This window comes from Deinococcus sp. AJ005 (assembly GCF_009017495.1).
GTDB lineage: Bacteria > Deinococcota > Deinococci > Deinococcales > Deinococcaceae > Deinococcus.
Map to the genome: position 1 here is coordinate 319893 of NZ_CP044989.1, position 16449 is coordinate 336341.

A 16449-nucleotide genomic window follows, 5' to 3' on the forward strand; every position below is an offset into this window, starting at 1 on the left:
CCTACTCTCCCCCACTCGCAGCGGCCTGTGCCTTCTGGCCCACCACCTGCCGGTAGAGTCGCTCGAACTCCTGTGTCGCCTTGGGATCATGCGGGTGAAGCTCCAGCACACTCAGGCCCTGGGCTGCGGCGTTGGAATACGCCTTGCGGTTGCCGAGCGAGGTGTCCAGATACTCCAGGGCGTCGGTGTCTTTCAAGGCCTCGGCTGCGTCGTCGTTGTCGCTGCCCCGGGGATCGGCACGGTTCAGGAAGGCGTAGGCCCTCAGATCCGGGTTGACGGTTCGGATCTCCTCGATCAGGTTGTGGCAAGTTGTTGTTTCCTCAGCGCCCAAAGCGCCTCAGCATCGCTGGCGGCCTGAACTTTAGGCCGCCAGCCGCACCACTTCGCGCCATAGCGTGAACGCCTGTTGTTGTTGGTGGCGACGGTGATGAGCTGGTACGGTGCAGCGGGCCGGGTGGTGCAGATTCGTAACGCGGGCGTGCAGGTCGAGAAATCCCTGTGCGCGTCGTCGTGATCTGAAGCCGCGTTGCTGGCGCTCTTGTCGTTGGGTGGGACGGTGAGATTGCTCCACGAGGTTATTGCAGCGGGCCGTGGAGACCACCTGGACGTGCTCCACACCGTGGAGCACGGGAAGCTCACGAAGAGCCGCCCCATAACTCCAGAGCTTGTCAGTGTGGACCGTCTCTGGAATGTCGTGCTCACCCAGGAGGCGGACAAAGAAGGACTTGGCTGCCTCAGTATCGCGGTGCCGCTGAAGGACAACGTCCAGCACGATGCCATATTCATCAATCGCCCGCCACAACCAGTGGGTGATGCCGCCCACGTCCACATGCCTACACGTCGAGATGCCATCGGGAACCCCAACGGGGTTCCCGATGGCGCAGACCCTGGGCGAATATGTCGCTGAACTTGATGCACCAGCTGCGGATTGACTCGCGGGTGACGCAGATCCCTCGTTCCAGCAGGAGTTCTTCAACATCCCGATAGCTCAGCGTAAACCGGTGATATAGCCACACGGCGTACCCGATGACCTCACGAGGGAACCGATATCTGGGAAGCTTCTGACCGCTCAACAGTGATCAGCCGTTCAGTCTGGCAGGCTTACGAGTACCCAACCTGAGTGCGGAGAACGGTGGTGGTGTTCCGGGGCTGTCCCACCGTCAACCAACCTGCATAGAGGGCCAGCACCGCGATATTCAGGGCCAGCAGCCCCAGATTCTCGTGCTTCGCCGTGCCCAGAAAGCTGACCAGATCAAAGGCGGCGTGCCACAGCATTAAGGGCAGCAGCGAGGCGGCCCGCAGGCGCAGCAGGGCGGCCACCACGCCGAACAGCAGTGAGAAGGCGATCTGTAAGGCCGTCGCGCTCAGGCTCTGGCCACCCAGCAGGTTCAGGGCGTGGGTCAGAGCAAAAGCCACGGAGGACACCAGCACTGCCGTCACCACGCCACGCGGCAGCAGCCATTTCATAAACAGGCCCCGGTACAGCCCTTCCTCGACAAACCCCACCAGTCCAGCCAGAGCGATCAGGGAAACGAGGTAACCCATGCGCTGCGGCAGTGCGGGATGCTGGCTGAACAGATTGATGATGACCACCAGCAACGGCACCAGAAACAGGCTCCACTGCGCCACCTTGAACTGAGGCAATGGACGGGGTGAAACACCCCGCCACTGCCGCCGGGTGAAGAACATCATGGCCAGCCAGCCGGTGAAGAATGGATAGACCAGCATGACCGGCTGCACCTGTTGCACGACGCCCGCCGCGCCGGGCTGCGAACCCATCAGGTACAGGGCGGTCCCGGCTGCACCCAGCAGGACGGCCAGCACCAGCGTGGTCAGGACGATGGCCCAGTACGGGTGACGCTCGCCGAAACCGTGGGTTTTGAGCGTGGGCTGTGGGCCGTTCATGCTGTTCATACGGTAGATAGTAGCACTATCTAATGCAGAATGTCAACAGCCATGAAGATGTCCGAACTCTCCAGCACCAGCGGGGTCAGCACCGCCAGCATCAAGTACTACTTGCGTGAGGGGGTGATGCCTGCGGGTCAGGCCACTGGGCCGCGCGACGCCGACTATGACGAAGGCCATGTCGAACGACTGGAAATCATTCGCAACCTGCGGGATACGGCTCAGCTTTCGATTGCCACCGTCAAACGGCTAATGGCCGCCGCAGATGACGAGACCGTGCCCACTGGGCAACTGGTGGCAATGGCCCATTCTTCTGTTTTGACGAAACGAGAAATTACCAATCAGGAGCGAGAACTGGCGGCCCAACTCTTGACCGCGCTGAACTGGACGGTGCCGGAGCGCTCCCCAGTCTTCGGGCAATTGGCCCACTTGCTGGGCATTCTTAAGCAGGGACAGGCTCCGACGGACCCTGAAGGACTGGCCCCCTGGCTCACCGCCGCCGAGCAAGTGACACAGCTAGAACTCGGGCTGACGCGTACGCAGGGCAGCCGCGCGCTGCTGGTTCACGACGTGGTGATCGGGACGTACCTCAGCAATCAACTGCTGGTCACGCTGCACATGGCGGCGCAGGTCAATCAGGCCATGAAACAGTTTGCGGGCTGATTTCTCTTAAAGTGAGGTCAGCACCGCCGCCAAACCGTCAAATTCTGCTTCAATCCGTAGCGAGGCAGGCAGAACGTACTCCTGGATCAATCACAGGTACTCAGCGTCCTGCTCGGGCCGGGTGTTCCCGTGCACGATGGCGGCAACGTCTACCGCCAGGTCTTCGAGAACACGGCGGTAGAAATAAAAACCCAGCGTCTCCACATCCAGCCGGACGCTCTATCCCAGCGCTGCCTGATAGGCCGGAAGAACTTCCGGCAGTCGGGCATGCAGCATCCACAGGTCATGCTCTCGTGGGGCCAGCCGTGCGGTCTCCCAATCAATGATCCACAACTGGTTGGCCACGTCCCGTATGACGTTGCCGCCGTGGGCGTCGGTGTGGCACACGACGAATTCATGGGACCGGGCGCGGGTTGCCGTCTGAAGTTTGGTGATCCGTGTCATCAACGTTTGCAGGTGTGGCTCATGTGGTCCCAGCAAATCACGGAGTTGGTGCAGACCTGGGCGGACCTCTGGAGTCAGGGAATGCAGAGACTGGAGATCCGCTCGCAGTTCGGCCTCGAAGGGCAGAGCGAAGTCTTCCTGTGCCGTGGGCAGCGCGTCAACACGGGCTAGGATGAGTGGTGTCCCGGCGTGCAGGCGGCCTAGCAGTGGGGCCAGTTCAGGCAGGGCCGCTCGCCAGTCTTGGCTCAGGTTTCACGCGTCAATCCAGTCGTACAGGATGGCGGAAAAGCCATGGATACGGGTCATGGCCGCGCCATCCAGTGTGAGGCGGGGCTGGGGAATGCGGGTGAGGATGCCCTCTTCGCGGAGCGCGGCCAGCAGGGGGATTTCCGTCGCCACACGCTGCGCCGCCACAAGGCCCGAAGGCGTACCGGGCAGCAGCTTGAGCAAAAAGCGCCCTTCTGACCCGTTCACCTGATAGGCGTGCGCCATGCCGTCCTTGAGGAAGACAAGTGAAATTGCAACACCTTGGCGGAGGGTAAGTTTGGGATGGGAGCTTGCTCCTCGAAAGCGACCGGCGAGCGGTACCCCAGTGATGAGTGACGGCGCTGCCGGTTATAGAACACCTCAATCCATTCAAAGACTTCCGTTCTCATTGAGGCGCGAGTTCCTCGCGCCTTGCTCAGGGCCAGTTCGGTTTTGAGGGTGGCGAAAAAGCTCTCCTGCACGCGGTTGTGGCAAGTTGTTTTGGTAGGGTGGCGCGGTGTTGAGCGGTCAGAAGCTTCCCAGATATCGGTTCCCTCGTGAGGTCATCGGGTACGCCGTGTGGCTATATCACCGGTTTACGCTGAGCTATCGGGATGTTGAAGAACTCCTGCTGGAACGAGGGATCTGCGTCACCCGCGAGTCAATCCGCAGCTGGTGCATCAAGTTCAGCGACATATTCGCCCAGGGTCTGCGCCATCGGGAACCCCGTTGGGGTTCCCGATGGCATCTCGACGTGTAGGCATGTGGACGTGGGCGGCATCACCCACTGGTTGTGGCGGGCGATTGATGAATATGGCATCGTGCTGGACGTTGTCCTTCAGCGGCACCGCGATACTGAGGCAGCCAAGTCCTTCTTTGTCCGCCTCCTGGGTGAGCACGACATTCCAGAGACGGTCCACACTGACAAGCTCTGGAGTTATGGGGCGGCTCTTCGTGAGCTTCCCGTGCTCCACGGTGTGGAGCACGTCCAGGTGGTCTCCACGGCCCGCTGCAATAACCTCGTGGAGCAATCTCACCGTCCCACCCAACGACAAGAGCGCCAGCAACGCGGCTTCAGATCACGACGACGCGCACAGGGATTTCTCGACCTGCACGCCCGCGTTACGAATCTGCACCACCCGGCCCGCTGCACCGTACCAGCTCATCACCGTCGCCACCAACAACAACAGGCGTTCACGCTATGGCGCGAAGTGGTGCGGCTGGCGGCCTAAAGTTCAGGCCGCCAGCGATGCTGAGGCGCTTTGGGCGCTGAGGAAACAACAACTTGCCACAACCGTCTCTACTTCATATCGTCCAGTTCTCGGGGGGCAGACCACGAGGCCGCGCCTACCCGGTCACCCTTCAGGGCGGTGCCAGTCTTGAAACCACTGAATTCTAGGCCCGTGGAGGAAACCATAGCCAAGTACATCTCGATTTTATGGTGGGTTCTCCAAAGTTGCGTGTCACGGCCTTGACGTCGGATGGACGCAATGTTCCCGTGATGCAGGATGGAAAGTGGGTCTGACTTCAGGATGTCAGGTGATCTGCATGTTCGTGAAGTCCTCCAATGGCATGTTCAGGCTGCACGCCACTGGGCTACTTCGGCCCCGCCGAGGTTAAGTTGCCAGCACCAGATAAATACACCAAAAAAATCCGATTCGGTGATACTTCGCCCGCAGCTCAGCAGAGCCGACTATGCTGGAGAGAAAGGCGCGTCCTGTTCCGCTTCATACATCAACTGGACGCGTCAAGGAGTCTCCATGACCTTAGCAACCCACTTCAAACCCACCGAACTGCAAGACCGAGATGTCGTCATCGTTTCCGCCGTGCGCACGCCCATCGGGGCCATCCGGGGCGCGCTCTCCACAGTCCGCCCTGACGATCTGGCCGCGCACATTGTCAAGGCTGCCGTGGAACGCAGCGGCGTCAGTCCAGATCTGATCGAGGAAGTGATTCTGGGCTGCGCCAATCAGGCGGGCGAGGACAACCGCAACGTGGCCCGCATGGCCGCCCTGCTCGCGGGTCTTCCCGATACGGTGGCAGGGCTAACCGTGAACCGCCTGTGCGCCTCGGGCCTCTCGGCCATCAACACGGCGGCCCGGGCCATCCGCAATGGGGACGGCGACGTGTACGTGGCGGGCGGTGTGGAAAGCATGACCCGCGCGCCGCTGGTGATGCCCAAGGGGGCTGGCGCATTCCAGAACGGCAACGTGACGGTCTACGACAGCACGCTGGGCTGGCGGTTCCCGAATCCCGCGCTGGCCGAACTGTTTCCGCTTGAGGCGATGGGCGACACTGCCGAGAACATCGTGGAACGCAGCCAGGGCGGCGCGTATGTGGGCGGCGAGATCACCCGCGCCGATCAGGACGCCTTCGCGCTGGAGTCGCAGCAGAAGGCCGTGGCGGCGCTGAATGCCGGGCGGTTCAAGGATGAGATCGTACCTGTGGAAGTCAAGGGGAGAAAGGGCGTCACCGTTTTTGACACCGATGAGCATCCCCGGTACACGCGCGAGGGCGACACCTTCACGCTGGACACCTCCGCCGATAAGCTTGCGGGCCTGAAACCCGCTTTCCGCAAGGGTGGCAGCGTCACGGCGGGCAATGCCTCGGGCCTGAACGACGGTGCAGCGGCGCTGGTGCTGATGAGCGCGGGCAAGGCACAGGAACTGGGCATTGTGCCGCTGGCCCGCTGGGTAGGCGGCGCGGCGGCGGGTGTGGAGCCTCGTGTGATGGGTCTGGGACCGATTCCAGCCACGCGCAAGGTGCTGGAACGCACCGGAATCCAGCAGGAAGACCTGGACCTGATCGAACTCAACGAGGCCTTCGCCGCGCAGGGCTTGGCCGTGATCCGTGAGCTGGGACTGGACCCCGCAAAAGTGAACGTCAACGGCGGCGCGATTGCGCTGGGCCATCCGCTGGGCATGTCTGGGGCGAGGCTGATTGTGGCGCTGACCCATGAACTGCGGCGCAGGGAGGCCCGCTATGGTCTGGCCACCCTGTGCGTGGGTGTCGGTCAGGGAGAAGCGGCCATCATCGAGCGGCTCCAGGGATGAAGGCCGTCCCCATTATTTCCGCCGAGGAAGCCGCCGCAATGGTGAAATCTGGCGACACGTTGCTGGTGGGCGGGTTCGGCATGACCGGCAACCCGGTGCATCTGGTTCATGCGTTGGCCGAAACCCAGACCTGTGACCTGACCTTTATCGGCAACAACGTGGGTGAGGCGGGATTGAGCGGGGGCCGCCTGCTGCGGAACGGGCAGTTGAAAAAGGCCATCGGCTCGTTCTTCACCAGCAACCGGGAGGCGGTGGCAGCGGCGCAGGACGGCTCGCTGGAGGTGCAACTGATTCCGCAGGGCACATTGGCCGAGGCACTACGGGCAGGCGGGGCGGGCATCGGCGGCTTCTACACGCCCACCGCTGCTGGAACCGTGATCGCCGGAGACGCGGACGTGCGCGTATTAGATGGTAAGGAGATGGTTTTCGTCCCAGCTCTATGCGGCGATGTGGCCCTGATCCGCGCCTGGCGGGCCGATAGAGCGGGCAACCTGCAATACCGCCTGACCGAGCAGAACTTCAACCCGGCGATGGCGACGGCGGCCCATCTGGTGATCGTGGAGGCCGAGGAGATCGTGGACGTGGGCGAGATTGCCCCCGAACACGTCCACACCCCTGGCCTGTATGTGGATTATCTGGTGCAGGCCACCCTGACCCTGGTGGACCTGGGCAGCAGTGCAGATGTGAAGGGCGGCGCCAAGCGTATAGACGAGGCCCGAATGAACATGGCCCGCCGCGCTTTGCAGGAGTTGCGATCCGGCGACGTGGTGAATCTGGGCATCGGGATTCCCACGCTGGTGGCGGACCTGATCACGCCGGAGATGAATATCAACCTGCACACTGAAAACGGCATGCTGGGGGTTGGCCCAGCGCCGGAAGGCGGGGGCGCGATGGAGTATCCGGTCAATGCGGGTAAGATTCCGGTCACGGCGCTTCCGGGCGCGAGCTACTTCGATTCTGCCGCGTCGTTTGGCATGATCCGGGGCGGGCATGTGGACGTGGCGGTGATGGGCGGGTTGCAGGTGGACGCGGCAGGCAATCTGGCAAACTGGGCCGTGCCGGGCAAACCGCTGCTGGGCGTGGGCGGCGCGATGGATCTGGCCAGTGGCGCGCGGCGGCTGATCGTGACCATGACGCACACGGACCCGGACGGCACGCCGAAGATCGTCTCGGACTGCACGTTGCCGCTGACTTCGAAGGGCGCGGTGGATCTGGTCATCACCGACAAAGCTGTGTTTGAGTTCGCGGACGGACAGCTCATTCTGACTGAACTGATGCCGGGTGCGACACTTGAAGAAGTGCGGAACTCGACTGGCGCAGCATTTGTGGAGCGGCTGGCCTGACGGATTTGAATTGCTCGTCACGTGACGAGCAACTTGTGCCAACTCGAATTTGCCCCGGTTATGGGACAGGTTTCCGCTCTGTTCCCAGGCTCACAGGGGTCTCTTTCCCGGCGATGATGCGATAAGCTGCGGCTTAATGAAGACACTCACGCTGTTTAACCACGCTGGTGGGGTCATGAAATCCAGCCTGACCCGCGACGTGGGTTTCACGCTGGCGCAGGCCGGACAGCGGGTGCTGCTGGTGGACCTCGATCCGCAGGCCAACCTGACCGACTGGCTGGGGGTCAGCGGAGTGACGCGCGAGCAGACCGTGTATGACACGGCCTCGCGCGGCGATCCCTTGCCCCCACCCGCCGAGGTCCACGGCCTGCATCTGATTCCCAGCGACGTTTCTCTGGCGCTGGCCGAGGGGCAGATGATGGGCGTGGTGGGCGCGCATCTGCATCTGCGTCAGGCGCTGCTGGACGTGGCGGACCGCTACGACGTGGTGCTGATCGACAGCCCGCCCAGTCTGGGGCAGCTCTCGATTCTGGGGGCATTGGCTGCCGATCACCTGATCGTGCCAGTCCCGACGCGCCAGAAAGGCATGAACGCTTTAGCTGGTCTGTCCGAGGCGATGGCCACCTACCGCAAGCTGCGCCCGGACCTGACGGTGGCGCTGTACGTGCCCACCCTCTACGACTCCCGGCGCTCGCATGACCGGGAGGCTTATGCGGCCTTACAGGGCCTGCTTTCCCCTCTTGCCAGCCCGATTGCAGACCGGGGGGCAGTGTGGAACGACAGTTCCAGCGCGGGGCAGCCAGTGGGCGTGTATGCGCCGGGTTCGCCGGTCCACCGCGACGTGCTGACAGTCACGGCGGAAATTGCGCGGGCGGTGGGTCTCCCGGTCCAGATTCCCGGAGTCGGGGCATGACCCGCAAGACCCGTCCAGTCATCGGGGCGCGGCTGAGCGGACTGGTGGAGGGGATGGATTCCCTGAGCCAGCCTGCCGCCACCACGCTGCCGCTGACCCGCTTGCAGCCCGGCCAGTTTCAGCCCCGCAGTTATTTTGATCCTGCCAGCCTGGACGAGCTGACGCGCAGCGTCAAGGAGCAGGGTGTTCTCCAGCCCTTGCTGGTCCGGCCCCTAGGCGGGGGAAATTTCGAGATCGTGGCGGGCGAGCGGCGCTGGCGGGCGGCGCAGCAGGCGGGCCTGAGCGAGGTGCCAGTGCTGATCCGTACCCTCGGCGACACCGAGGCGCGCATGGCCGCCGCCGTGGAGAACTTGCAACGCGAGAACCTGAACGTAATCGAGGAGGTGCGCGCCCGCTTGCAAGTGGCCGCCGCCACCCTGGACGTGCCAGAAACGGAGGCTGTGGCCCGCATGTTTGCGCTGGACCGTCACCCGGAGTCGGAACCGGAATTGATGGCACGGCTGGATACCGCTTTTGGCGCACTCGGCGGCGAAACCTGGCGCAGCTTCATCCGCAACCGCGCCGCCGTCCTGAATCTTTCAGATGATGTTCAGGACGCCGTGCGAGCGGGTCTCGACTACCGCAAGGCACTGATCATCGGACGGGTGAAACAGGCCGAAGATCGGGCTGAATTGATTGCCCAGGCCCAGGCAGGGGCCACCGTTCAGCAACTGCGGGATGCAGTCAGCCCGAAGGGGGTGACGGGTGGCCACTGGAAATCGCTGGCCCGCCGTCTGGGCGACCCAAAAACGCTGGGACGGCTTGACGTCAGGAAGCGGGAGCGGGCTGAGAAGCTGTTGCGTCAGCTTGAAGCGCTGCTGACCGACTCCGACTGAGACCACGCCCTCCCCTCCCTCCTGCCCCTATGCCGTCTCGGCTCCAAAGGCCAGATACAGCCGCGCCAGCAGCGCCGGATCACTCAGCCGCCCGCCCAGCACTTCCTCGGCGCGGCGCAGGCGGTAACGCAGGGTGTTGACGTGAATCTCCAGCGCGAGGGCCAGCTCGGCCAGCGTTCCCCGGTGGGCCAGGTAAGCCCGCAGGGTGTCGGCAGTTCGGCCATCGTCGTTCAGGGCCGCGAGTTGTGCGCCGATCTGCGCGGCCAGGGTGTCCAGGCGACCTTCTGAAAGCAGCGCGTGCAGGGCGTCCAGGTCATGAAAGATGCTGTGGCCCCGCGCCTGCCGGGTGGCTGCCAGGGCCTGCCGCGCCTCTCCAAAGGCCCGCTGCACCGTCTCCAGGAGCTTGCGCGTGCCGCCCGGATGCCTGCCGCTGACGCCCAGGCGCACGTCCAGCGCCGTGGAAGCAGTGAGGGCCAGATGCAGTTCTCGCGCCTCGCGGGGCAGGTCCAGTGTGGTCCACAGCCACACCGCCTGCCCGCCCCGCACGGTGGCGTGGCCCACCAGTCGCCGCTCACTGAAATAGCCTTCACCCACGGCAGCCAGCAGGTCCAGCGCCTGATCCTGAGTGGGCGTGCCGGGGGGGAGGGTGGCCACGGCCAGCGCGAAGGCTTCCTGCCCCAGCCTGTCTGAACCGCTGGCCTCTTGCCCGGAGAGCAGCGCGTCCAGCATCCTCTCCCCCACCCGCCGCCGCGCTGCCCCCGCCGCTGCCGAACGCAGGCGGGCCAGAAGGGCGTATTCAGCCAGCACGGGAATCAGGGCCTGCCACGGGGCCGGGAGGGCGACGGTCAGCGTCCCAACGTGGCGTTCGTGGTGGTCCAGGCGTGTGGTTTCCGTCGGTCCGGCGGCCCGGCCAGCCGAGGCAACCGTGTCTCCCCAACTGGCCCGGATCTCTGCGAAGCCTCCAGTCCAGTTGACCGTCAGTTCCACCAGTTCACGCTCGGGCTGGGGCGACATGGCCGCGCCGCGCAGCGCACCCAGCAGGGTGGGCAGGCCAATACTCTGGAGTGCCGCCAAAGCCAGCGTGGCCTGTGCCGCCGCCTCTACCTCTGAACGCGGCAGATGGGGAAGGAGACGAACGGCCTCGTCCACTGTCGTGGAGGCTGCCCCGTCATCTGCATCAGCCTCCAGACCAAGTCGCAGGCGAACTTCACCGAGGGTTGACATTTGTTTAAAGATACAGGAATTGCCTCTGCAATCCACACTTTCTCCAACTCTCAGGCGGGCAGGAGTTCTATGCTGAACTAGAACCCATTTGCCGCCCCCTCTCCCCGGAGACCACATGAAATACGCCCGCTTTATCGCTGGAGGCCGCGCTTTGAACGGTCACCTGCGCGACGGAAAACTGATAGACGCTGCTGGCGTCGCCCACACGCCTGATGATGTTCAATTCCTGCTGCCCGTGGACCCGCCCAAAGTCATTGCCCTGGCGCTGAACTACAACGATCACGCCGGGGAACTGGGGCTGACCCAGCCCACAGAACCTGCCCTGTTCTGGAAGCCCAACACCACCCTCCTCCCCCACCGGGGCAGCGTGATCTACCCGCGTGGTGCGGAATTCATGCACTATGAAGTGGAACTGGGCGTCATCATCGGGCGCGACGCCCGGCGCGTGAAGGCCGCAGACGCGATGGATTATGTGGGCGGCTACACCATCGGCAACGATCTGGTGGTGCGCGACTACGTGACCAACACCTTCCGCCCCCCCATGCGCGGTAAGGGCTGGGACACCTTCGGCCCACTGGGACCGTATTACGTGACCGCCGACGAGATTGCCGATCCGCACGACCTGAAGCTCACAGCGCATGTCAACGGCGAACTGCGGCAGGAAGGCAGCACCCGCGACATGATCTTTTCCATCCCCGAACTGATTGAACACATCTCGCGCTTCATGACCCTGCAAAAGGACGACGTGATTCTGACGGGTACGCCCAAGGGCATTAGCCATGTTCACCCAGGCGACATCATGACCCTGGAAGTGGAGGGGCTGGGAACGCTGATCAACGACATCGTGGAAGAGGACGAGGGCGCGGAGCCAATTCAGGGCAAGGAGAGCAAAGAAGGCGAGTGGGACGGACGGTGAAAAGGTCTAAGAGTCTGAGAGTCTGAGGGTCTAAGGGTCTAAGGACACCCGTACCGCCTTCCATCACACATCAACCCCCATCTCAGGAGGTTCCATGCCCCAGACCGCACCCCATCCAAACCATGAACTTGCCACGAAACTCCGCGACAGCCGACTGAGCCAGGGCTTAAAGCACTTTATCGGCGGGCAGTGGACCGATTCGCACGGCGGCGAGACGTTTGAGACGCACTCGCCCGTGGACAACTCCGTGCTGACGATAGTTGCCAGCGGCGACGCCACCGACATTGATCTTGCCGCCCGCGCAGCCCACGACGCTTTCCAGATGTGGCGCGAGGTCAGTGGGCAGGAACGCAAGAAGATTCTGCACCGTGTGGCCAACTTGATTGAGGCCCGCGCACAGGAAATCGCCGTGCTGGAAAGCATTGATACTGGGCAGGCCATCCGCTTCATGAAGTCGGCGGCGGCTCGCGGCGCGGACAACTTCCGTTTCTTCGCGGACCGTGCGCCCAGTGCGGCAGACGGTCAGAGCCTGCCTGCGCCCGGTTTCATCAATTACACATTGCGCCAGCCCATCGGCCCCGTTGGCGTGATTACCCCGTGGAACACGCCGTTCATGCTGTCCACCTGGAAGATTGCCCCCGCGCTGGCGGCGGGTTGCACGGTGGTCCACAAGCCCGCCGAGTGGAGTCCAGTCACCGCTACGCTGCTGGCCGAGATCATGGACGAGGCGGGGCTACCGAAAGGCGTGCATAACCTCGTCCACGGCTTCGGCGAGAGCGCGGGCAAGGCGCTGACTGAGCATCCGCTGATCAAGGCGGTGGCCTTCGTGGGCGAGACCACCACGGGCAGCCACATCATGCGGCAGGGGGCCGACACCCTCAAGCGCGTGCATTTTGAGCTGGGAGGAAAGAATCCAGTCGTCGTTTTTGATGACGCCGATCTGGAGAAGGCGCTGGACGCCGTGGTGTTCATGATCTACAGCCTGAACGGCGAACGCTGCACCAGCAGCAGCCGCGTGCTGATTCAGGACGGCATCTACGACGATTTCACCGCCCGCATCGCCGAGCGCGCGAAGAACATCCGCGTGGGCGATCCGCTGGACCCCGAAACTGAGGTCGGCCCCCTCGTTCACCCCCGCCACTTTGAAAAGGTCATGGGCTATTTCGATCAGGCGAGAAAAGACGGTGCGACGATTGCTGCTGGGGGCGAACGCGTCGGCCAGGAGGGTAATTTCGTCTCCCCCACCCTGTTCACCGCCGCCCGCAATGACATGAAAATCGCGCAAGAGGAAATCTTCGGCCCGGTGCTGACCGCCATTCCCTTCACGGATGAGGCGGACGCTCTGGCCCTCGCCAACGACGTGCAATACGGGCTGGCCGGCTACCTGTGGACCAACGACCTGACCCGCGCCCACCGCTTCGCGCAGGGGTTGGAGGCGGGCATGATCTGGGTCAACTCCGAGAATGTGCGGCACCTGCCCACGCCCTTTGGCGGCGTGAAAAACAGCGGTATCGGGCGCGATGGCGGCGATTACAGCTTCGAGTTCTACATGGAAACCAAGAACATCGCCATCTCGCTGGGAACGCACAAGACGGCGCGGCTGGGGGTGGGGAAGCCGCAGCCAGAGCGGGATGGAGTGGATGGGCGGTTGGCAGAATGACAAAAAATCAGCCTGCTGCGACATATATACAACAATTCTGGAATGAGTTTGAGCAGTGGATTTTAAGCCAGGAAGACGGTGAAGATGTGCTTGAACTCTTGTTGCCTGGGGCCAGTCAGTCTGAACTAAATCAGGCTGAACACGCACTGGAATTCGCTCTGCCAGTTGATTTCCGTGAATTCTATTCCCGACACAATGGCGCTCATTTCTGGCCCGACGAGGAAGAGCTACTGACCCTTGAGAACGCACTGAGCGAGACGATGATGCGTCGTAGCGCCGTTGCCAAGCAAGCTGATTTGCAGGCTGGTGAAACCGATCTGGATGAAAATGGCGTTTTTCAAACTTGGTGGCATAAGCGTTGGCTGTTGTTCATTCGCGATGGCGGGGGAAATGGCGTCGCTATCCAATGTGGCGCTCCGGAGAGCAGCGGACAGGTGATCTATGTAGATCACGAGACAGGCCAGCCGAGCAGCGAGTCAAGTCTCTCAAATTATCTTGAGGGGATTGTGGCATTGATTCGTCAGGATTGGTATGTAGTCAAAGACGGAACTGTTATGTCTCGCGAACTACTGGACGAAGACGATGAAGATTATGCTGAGGATTTAGATTCCTGGCTTGAAATGCGGTCCACATAAGTCTATTAATTTTTTAAATAGAAAGGAGAACCCCCATATGACCGCCATCACCGGACAACAATTTCTATCCCGCCTTCAGAAGAACCCACCCACCCTCTACATAGACGGTGAGCGCATTACCGATCCCACCACGCACCCCTCCACCCGCAACATGTGCCAGTCACTGGCGGAGCTGTATGACATGCAGCACCAGCCCAGTTTGCGCGACGCCCTGACCTACGAGGACGGCGGCGAACGCCACGCCATCAGCTTCATGGTGCCGCGCAGCAAGGACGATCTGCGGCGCATTGCCGAGGCGCACCACATTCGCGCCAATTACTCGTTGGGCTTCCTAGGCCGCGCGCCGGACTACATGAACGCCAACGTGATGGCGGCGGGCATGGGCGCGGACTACTTCGGCCAGTGCGACGCCAGCCGCCCCGGCAGTAAGAACCGCGACTTTGCCGCCAACATGCGCCGTTATTACGAGTATGTGCGCGACAACGATCTGTGCCTGACGCACGCCCTGACCAACCCGCAGGTCAACCGCGCAAAACAGGCGTCCGAGATGCCCGATCCGTATATCGCGCTGGGCGTGGTGGAGGAAACAGAGGAAGGCGTGATCGTGCGCGGCGCGCGGATGATGGCAACGCTGCCGATTGCCGACGAGATTCTGATCTTTCCATCCACCGTGCTAAAGGAAAACGCCGACAAGAGCCGTTACGCGATGGGCTTCGGCATTCCCACAAACACGCCGGGCCTGAGCTTCCAGTGCCGCGAACCCATTGACGTGGGCCGCGACCCGGAAGACCACCCACTTGCCAGCCGTTTTGACGAGCAGGACGCCTTCGTGATCTTTGACGACGTGCTGGTGCCGTGGGAGCGCATCTTCTTGCTGTACGACACCGAACTGGCGAACAAGGCCTACGCCGGAACCGACGCCGTGCTGCACATGGCCTATCAGGTGGTCAGCCTCAAAGTTGCCAAGACCGAGGCGTTCCTGGGGACCGCGCAGAGTATCGTGGACGCGATTGGCAGCGGGCAATTTCAGCATGTGCAGAGCAAGGTGGCTGAGATTATCGTGATGCTGGAAATCATGAAGGGCCTGGAGGCGGCGGCGCGGGAAGGGGCCACGCTGAACAAATACGGCGTAATGACCCCGGCGCGTGGCCCGCTGGACGCTGCCCGCAACTATTACCCCGCCAACCACGCCCGCCTGCCGGAGCTGCTGCAACTGCTGGGCGCATCGGGAATCATCATGATGCCCAGCAAGGCAGACCGGGAAGGCCCGCTGGGGCCGCAGATCGCCAAGTACCTGCAAGCGGGCCGAGCCACCGCTGAGGAACGTCTCAAGCTGTTCCGCCTCGCCTGGGACATGTCCATGAGCAGCTTCGCCGGGCGGCAAACCCTCTATGAGCGCTATTTCTTCGGTGATCCGGTGCGGATGCACTCGGCTCTGTACGAGGTGTTTGACAAGCAGCCTTACGTGGAGCGCATTCACGCCTTCTTGGAGCGCGAGGACCGGCACGAGGCGGTGGCAGCGGATGACTGAAGCAAGCCAGATGCCCAACCTGATCCGTATCGCGCACGCGGTGTTCACGGTCAAGAGTCTGGAGGCGAGCCGCGAGTTTTACGTGGACCTGCTGGGTATGAACGTCCTCCACGAGGAGCCGGGGACGCTGTACCTGCGCGGTGTGGAAGACCGGGAGTGGACGCTGAAGCTGGAGGAGAAAGGCACGTCCACCGTGCGGCATCTTGCCTACCGCGTGAACGGCGAGGCCGATTTGGACGCGCTGGTGGCGCTGGCTGAGCGCGAGGGTCTCCCCTACCGCTGGGAGGAGGAGTTGGACCGTCCGCGCCTGCTGCGGATGCAGGATCCCTTCGACATTCCAGTGGCCTTTTACCATGTCAGCCAGAAGTATCCGTGGTTGTTGCAAGACTTCCACCTGCATCGGGGGCCGGGACTGCAACGTGTCGATCACGTCAACGTGATGGTGCCGGACGTGGAAAAGACTATGCGCTGGTACATGGACACCCTGGGCTTCCGCCTGTCCGAGTACACCGTGGACGAGCAGGAACGCTACTGGGCGGCCTGGATTCAGCGGCGCGGCGGCGTGCATGATCTGGCCCTGACCAATGGCCCCGGCCCCCGCCTGCATCACTGGGCCTACTGGATGCCCGACGCCATGTCCATCCTGCGAACCTGCGACATTCTGGCGGGGGCGCGGCAACCCGAACGCATTGAGCGGGGGCCGGGGCGGCATGGCGTCTCCAACGCGTTTTTCCTGTATATCCGTGACCCGGATGGCCACCGCATTGAGCTGTATACCTCCGATTACATTACGGTGGACCCCGACTTTGAACCGATTCGCTGGCTGCGCGACGATCCCCGGCGGCAGACGTTGTGGGGGGCCAGAACGCCGCGCAGTTGGTTCGAGGAAGCCTCGGAGATGGAGGCGTTTGACGGCGGAACAGTGCAGCCAGTGGCAGGAGAATTGACGGGCATTCCCGTGCATGTGATCTGACTGCTGGGAGGCCGAAAGGGGGCAGTCCCCTTCGGCCTCTCGCCACCCTTGTAAAACGATTCAGTTGA

At 62.7% G+C, this 16449-nt stretch carries 16 protein-coding genes and 3 pseudogenes; 12 read left to right on the forward strand and 7 right to left on the reverse strand.

Annotated elements, in window-relative coordinates:
• Nucleotide 1 precedes the first annotated feature (1 nt).
• The 3 genes and pseudogenes from DAAJ005_RS01780 to DAAJ005_RS01790 all read right to left on the reverse strand — a co-directional run bounded on the left by DAAJ005_RS01780 (nucleotide 2) and on the right by DAAJ005_RS01790 (nucleotide 1914).
• Nucleotides 2–331: a hypothetical protein gene (locus DAAJ005_RS01780; RefSeq protein ID WP_192930702.1), complete on the reverse strand. Its 330-nt coding sequence runs from the start codon at nucleotides 329–331 to the stop codon at nucleotides 2–4.
• A gap of 30 nt (nucleotides 332–361) precedes the next feature.
• Nucleotides 362–1073 (reverse strand): annotated as a pseudogene (locus tag DAAJ005_RS01785) (IS6 family transposase).
• 28 nt (nucleotides 1074–1101) lie between these two features.
• Nucleotides 1102–1914 carry a CPBP family intramembrane glutamic endopeptidase gene (locus tag DAAJ005_RS01790; protein WP_151845602.1) on the reverse strand — a complete coding sequence of 271 codons (813 nt, stop codon included), beginning with the start codon at nucleotides 1912–1914 and terminating at the stop codon, nucleotides 1102–1104.
• Between the two features lie 42 nt (nucleotides 1915–1956).
• Between DAAJ005_RS01790 and DAAJ005_RS01795 the strand changes: the two genes are divergently transcribed.
• Nucleotides 1957–2568, forward strand: a complete 612-nt coding sequence (locus tag DAAJ005_RS01795; RefSeq protein WP_192930703.1) for a MerR family transcriptional regulator — start codon at nucleotides 1957–1959, stop codon at nucleotides 2566–2568.
• Between the two features lie 219 nt (nucleotides 2569–2787).
• Here DAAJ005_RS01795 and DAAJ005_RS01800 read toward each other — a convergent pair whose 3' ends face one another.
• The 3 genes and pseudogenes from DAAJ005_RS01800 to DAAJ005_RS01810 form a co-directional block, all read right to left on the reverse strand.
• The gene (locus tag DAAJ005_RS01800) at nucleotides 2788–3261 is read right to left on the reverse strand and encodes a phosphotransferase family protein (RefSeq protein WP_151845604.1); all 474 of its coding nucleotides are present in this window, start codon (nucleotides 3259–3261) and stop codon (nucleotides 2788–2790) included.
• A gap of 3 nt (nucleotides 3262–3264) precedes the next feature.
• A complete protein-coding gene (locus DAAJ005_RS01805; protein ID WP_151845605.1) occupies nucleotides 3265–3504 on the reverse strand; it encodes a hypothetical protein in 240 nt (79 codons plus the stop codon).
• Nucleotides 3483–3746: pseudogene (locus DAAJ005_RS01810) on the reverse strand (IS3 family transposase); the annotation flags it as partial. The gene DAAJ005_RS01805 and the pseudogene DAAJ005_RS01810, both read right to left, overlap by 22 nt.
• Before the next feature lie 32 nt (nucleotides 3747–3778).
• Between DAAJ005_RS01810 and DAAJ005_RS01815 the strand changes: the two are divergent.
• The 6 genes and pseudogenes from DAAJ005_RS01815 (at nucleotide 3779) to DAAJ005_RS01840 (ending at nucleotide 9442) form a co-directional block, all read left to right on the forward strand.
• Nucleotides 3779–4490 (forward strand): annotated as a pseudogene (locus DAAJ005_RS01815) (IS6 family transposase).
• A 206-nt stretch (nucleotides 4491–4696) separates the two neighbouring features.
• Nucleotides 4697–4783 carry an aminopeptidase gene (locus tag DAAJ005_RS19400; protein ID WP_151845678.1) on the forward strand — a complete coding sequence of 29 codons (87 nt, stop codon included), beginning with the start codon at nucleotides 4697–4699 and terminating at the stop codon, nucleotides 4781–4783.
• 235 nt (nucleotides 4784–5018) lie between these two features.
• Nucleotides 5019–6311 (forward strand): thiolase family protein, encoded by a 1293-nt coding sequence (locus DAAJ005_RS01825; RefSeq protein ID WP_151845606.1) that lies wholly within the window; start codon nucleotides 5019–5021, stop codon nucleotides 6309–6311.
• Nucleotides 6308–7654: a 3-oxoacid CoA-transferase gene (locus DAAJ005_RS01830; protein ID WP_192930705.1), complete on the forward strand. Its 1347-nt coding sequence runs from the start codon at nucleotides 6308–6310 to the stop codon at nucleotides 7652–7654. Before DAAJ005_RS01825 ends, DAAJ005_RS01830 begins: the two co-directional genes overlap by 4 nt.
• Nucleotides 7655–7790: 136 nt before the next feature.
• Complete coding sequence (locus tag DAAJ005_RS01835; protein WP_151845608.1) at nucleotides 7791–8567, forward strand: ParA family protein; 777 nt, start codon at nucleotides 7791–7793, stop codon at nucleotides 8565–8567.
• Nucleotides 8564–9442: a ParB/RepB/Spo0J family partition protein gene (locus DAAJ005_RS01840; RefSeq protein WP_151845609.1), complete on the forward strand. Its 879-nt coding sequence runs from the start codon at nucleotides 8564–8566 to the stop codon at nucleotides 9440–9442. The genes DAAJ005_RS01835 and DAAJ005_RS01840 overlap by 4 nt, the downstream gene beginning before the upstream one ends.
• 27 nt (nucleotides 9443–9469) lie before the next feature.
• Here DAAJ005_RS01840 and DAAJ005_RS01845 read toward each other — a convergent pair whose 3' ends face one another.
• Nucleotides 9470–10666, reverse strand: coding sequence for a CdaR family transcriptional regulator (locus tag DAAJ005_RS01845; protein ID WP_151845610.1), 1197 nt, complete (start codon nucleotides 10664–10666; stop codon nucleotides 9470–9472).
• A gap of 115 nt (nucleotides 10667–10781) precedes the next feature.
• Here DAAJ005_RS01845 and DAAJ005_RS01850 point away from each other — a divergent pair, with 115 nt between their 5' ends.
• From DAAJ005_RS01850 to hpaD, 5 genes are all read left to right on the forward strand, one after another.
• On the forward strand, nucleotides 10782–11582 hold the full coding sequence (locus tag DAAJ005_RS01850; RefSeq protein WP_151845611.1) for a fumarylacetoacetate hydrolase family protein: 801 nt from the start codon (nucleotides 10782–10784) through the stop codon (nucleotides 11580–11582).
• 94 nt (nucleotides 11583–11676) lie between these two features.
• Complete coding sequence (gene hpaE / locus DAAJ005_RS01855) at nucleotides 11677–13242, forward strand: 5-carboxymethyl-2-hydroxymuconate semialdehyde dehydrogenase (protein ID WP_151845612.1); 1566 nt, start codon at nucleotides 11677–11679, stop codon at nucleotides 13240–13242.
• Nucleotides 13239–13877, forward strand: a complete 639-nt coding sequence (locus DAAJ005_RS01860) for an SMI1/KNR4 family protein (protein ID WP_151845613.1) — start codon at nucleotides 13239–13241, stop codon at nucleotides 13875–13877. Before hpaE ends, DAAJ005_RS01860 begins: the two co-directional genes overlap by 4 nt.
• A gap of 37 nt (nucleotides 13878–13914) precedes the next feature.
• Nucleotides 13915–15408, forward strand: coding sequence for a 4-hydroxyphenylacetate 3-monooxygenase, oxygenase component (gene hpaB, locus DAAJ005_RS01865; protein ID WP_151845614.1), 1494 nt, complete (start codon nucleotides 13915–13917; stop codon nucleotides 15406–15408).
• Nucleotides 15401–16381 (forward strand): 3,4-dihydroxyphenylacetate 2,3-dioxygenase, encoded by a 981-nt coding sequence (gene hpaD, locus DAAJ005_RS01870; RefSeq protein WP_151845615.1) that lies wholly within the window; start codon nucleotides 15401–15403, stop codon nucleotides 16379–16381. Before hpaB ends, hpaD begins: the two co-directional genes overlap by 8 nt.
• Nucleotides 16382–16449 lie beyond the last annotated feature (68 nt).

What these genes read in the sequence shown, in the direction of transcription:
- DAAJ005_RS01790 (WP_151845602.1), bottom strand. Translation starts at nt 1,914, where the DNA reads ATGAACAGCATGAACGGCCCACAGCCCACGCTCAAAACCCACGGTTTC.
- DAAJ005_RS01795 (WP_192930703.1), top strand. Translation starts at nt 1,957, where the DNA reads ATGAAGATGTCCGAACTCTCCAGCACCAGCGGGGTCAGCACCGCCAGC.
- DAAJ005_RS01805 (WP_151845605.1), bottom strand. Translation starts at nt 3,504, where the DNA reads ATGGCGCACGCCTATCAGGTGAACGGGTCAGAAGGGCGCTTTTTGCTC.
- DAAJ005_RS19400 (WP_151845678.1), top strand. Translation starts at nt 4,697, where the DNA reads ATGGTGGGTTCTCCAAAGTTGCGTGTCACGGCCTTGACGTCGGATGGA.
- DAAJ005_RS01825 (WP_151845606.1), top strand. Translation starts at nt 5,019, where the DNA reads ATGACCTTAGCAACCCACTTCAAACCCACCGAACTGCAAGACCGAGAT.
- DAAJ005_RS01830 (WP_192930705.1), top strand. Translation starts at nt 6,308, where the DNA reads ATGAAGGCCGTCCCCATTATTTCCGCCGAGGAAGCCGCCGCAATGGTG.
- DAAJ005_RS01835 (WP_151845608.1), top strand. Translation starts at nt 7,791, where the DNA reads ATGAAGACACTCACGCTGTTTAACCACGCTGGTGGGGTCATGAAATCC.
- DAAJ005_RS01840 (WP_151845609.1), top strand. Translation starts at nt 8,564, where the DNA reads ATGACCCGCAAGACCCGTCCAGTCATCGGGGCGCGGCTGAGCGGACTG.
- DAAJ005_RS01845 (WP_151845610.1), bottom strand. Translation starts at nt 10,666, where the DNA reads ATGTCAACCCTCGGTGAAGTTCGCCTGCGACTTGGTCTGGAGGCTGAT.
- DAAJ005_RS01850 (WP_151845611.1), top strand. Translation starts at nt 10,782, where the DNA reads ATGAAATACGCCCGCTTTATCGCTGGAGGCCGCGCTTTGAACGGTCAC.
- hpaE (WP_151845612.1), top strand. Translation starts at nt 11,677, where the DNA reads ATGCCCCAGACCGCACCCCATCCAAACCATGAACTTGCCACGAAACTC.
- DAAJ005_RS01860 (WP_151845613.1), top strand. Translation starts at nt 13,239, where the DNA reads ATGACAAAAAATCAGCCTGCTGCGACATATATACAACAATTCTGGAAT.
- hpaB (WP_151845614.1), top strand. Translation starts at nt 13,915, where the DNA reads ATGACCGCCATCACCGGACAACAATTTCTATCCCGCCTTCAGAAGAAC.
- hpaD (WP_151845615.1), top strand. Translation starts at nt 15,401, where the DNA reads ATGACTGAAGCAAGCCAGATGCCCAACCTGATCCGTATCGCGCACGCG.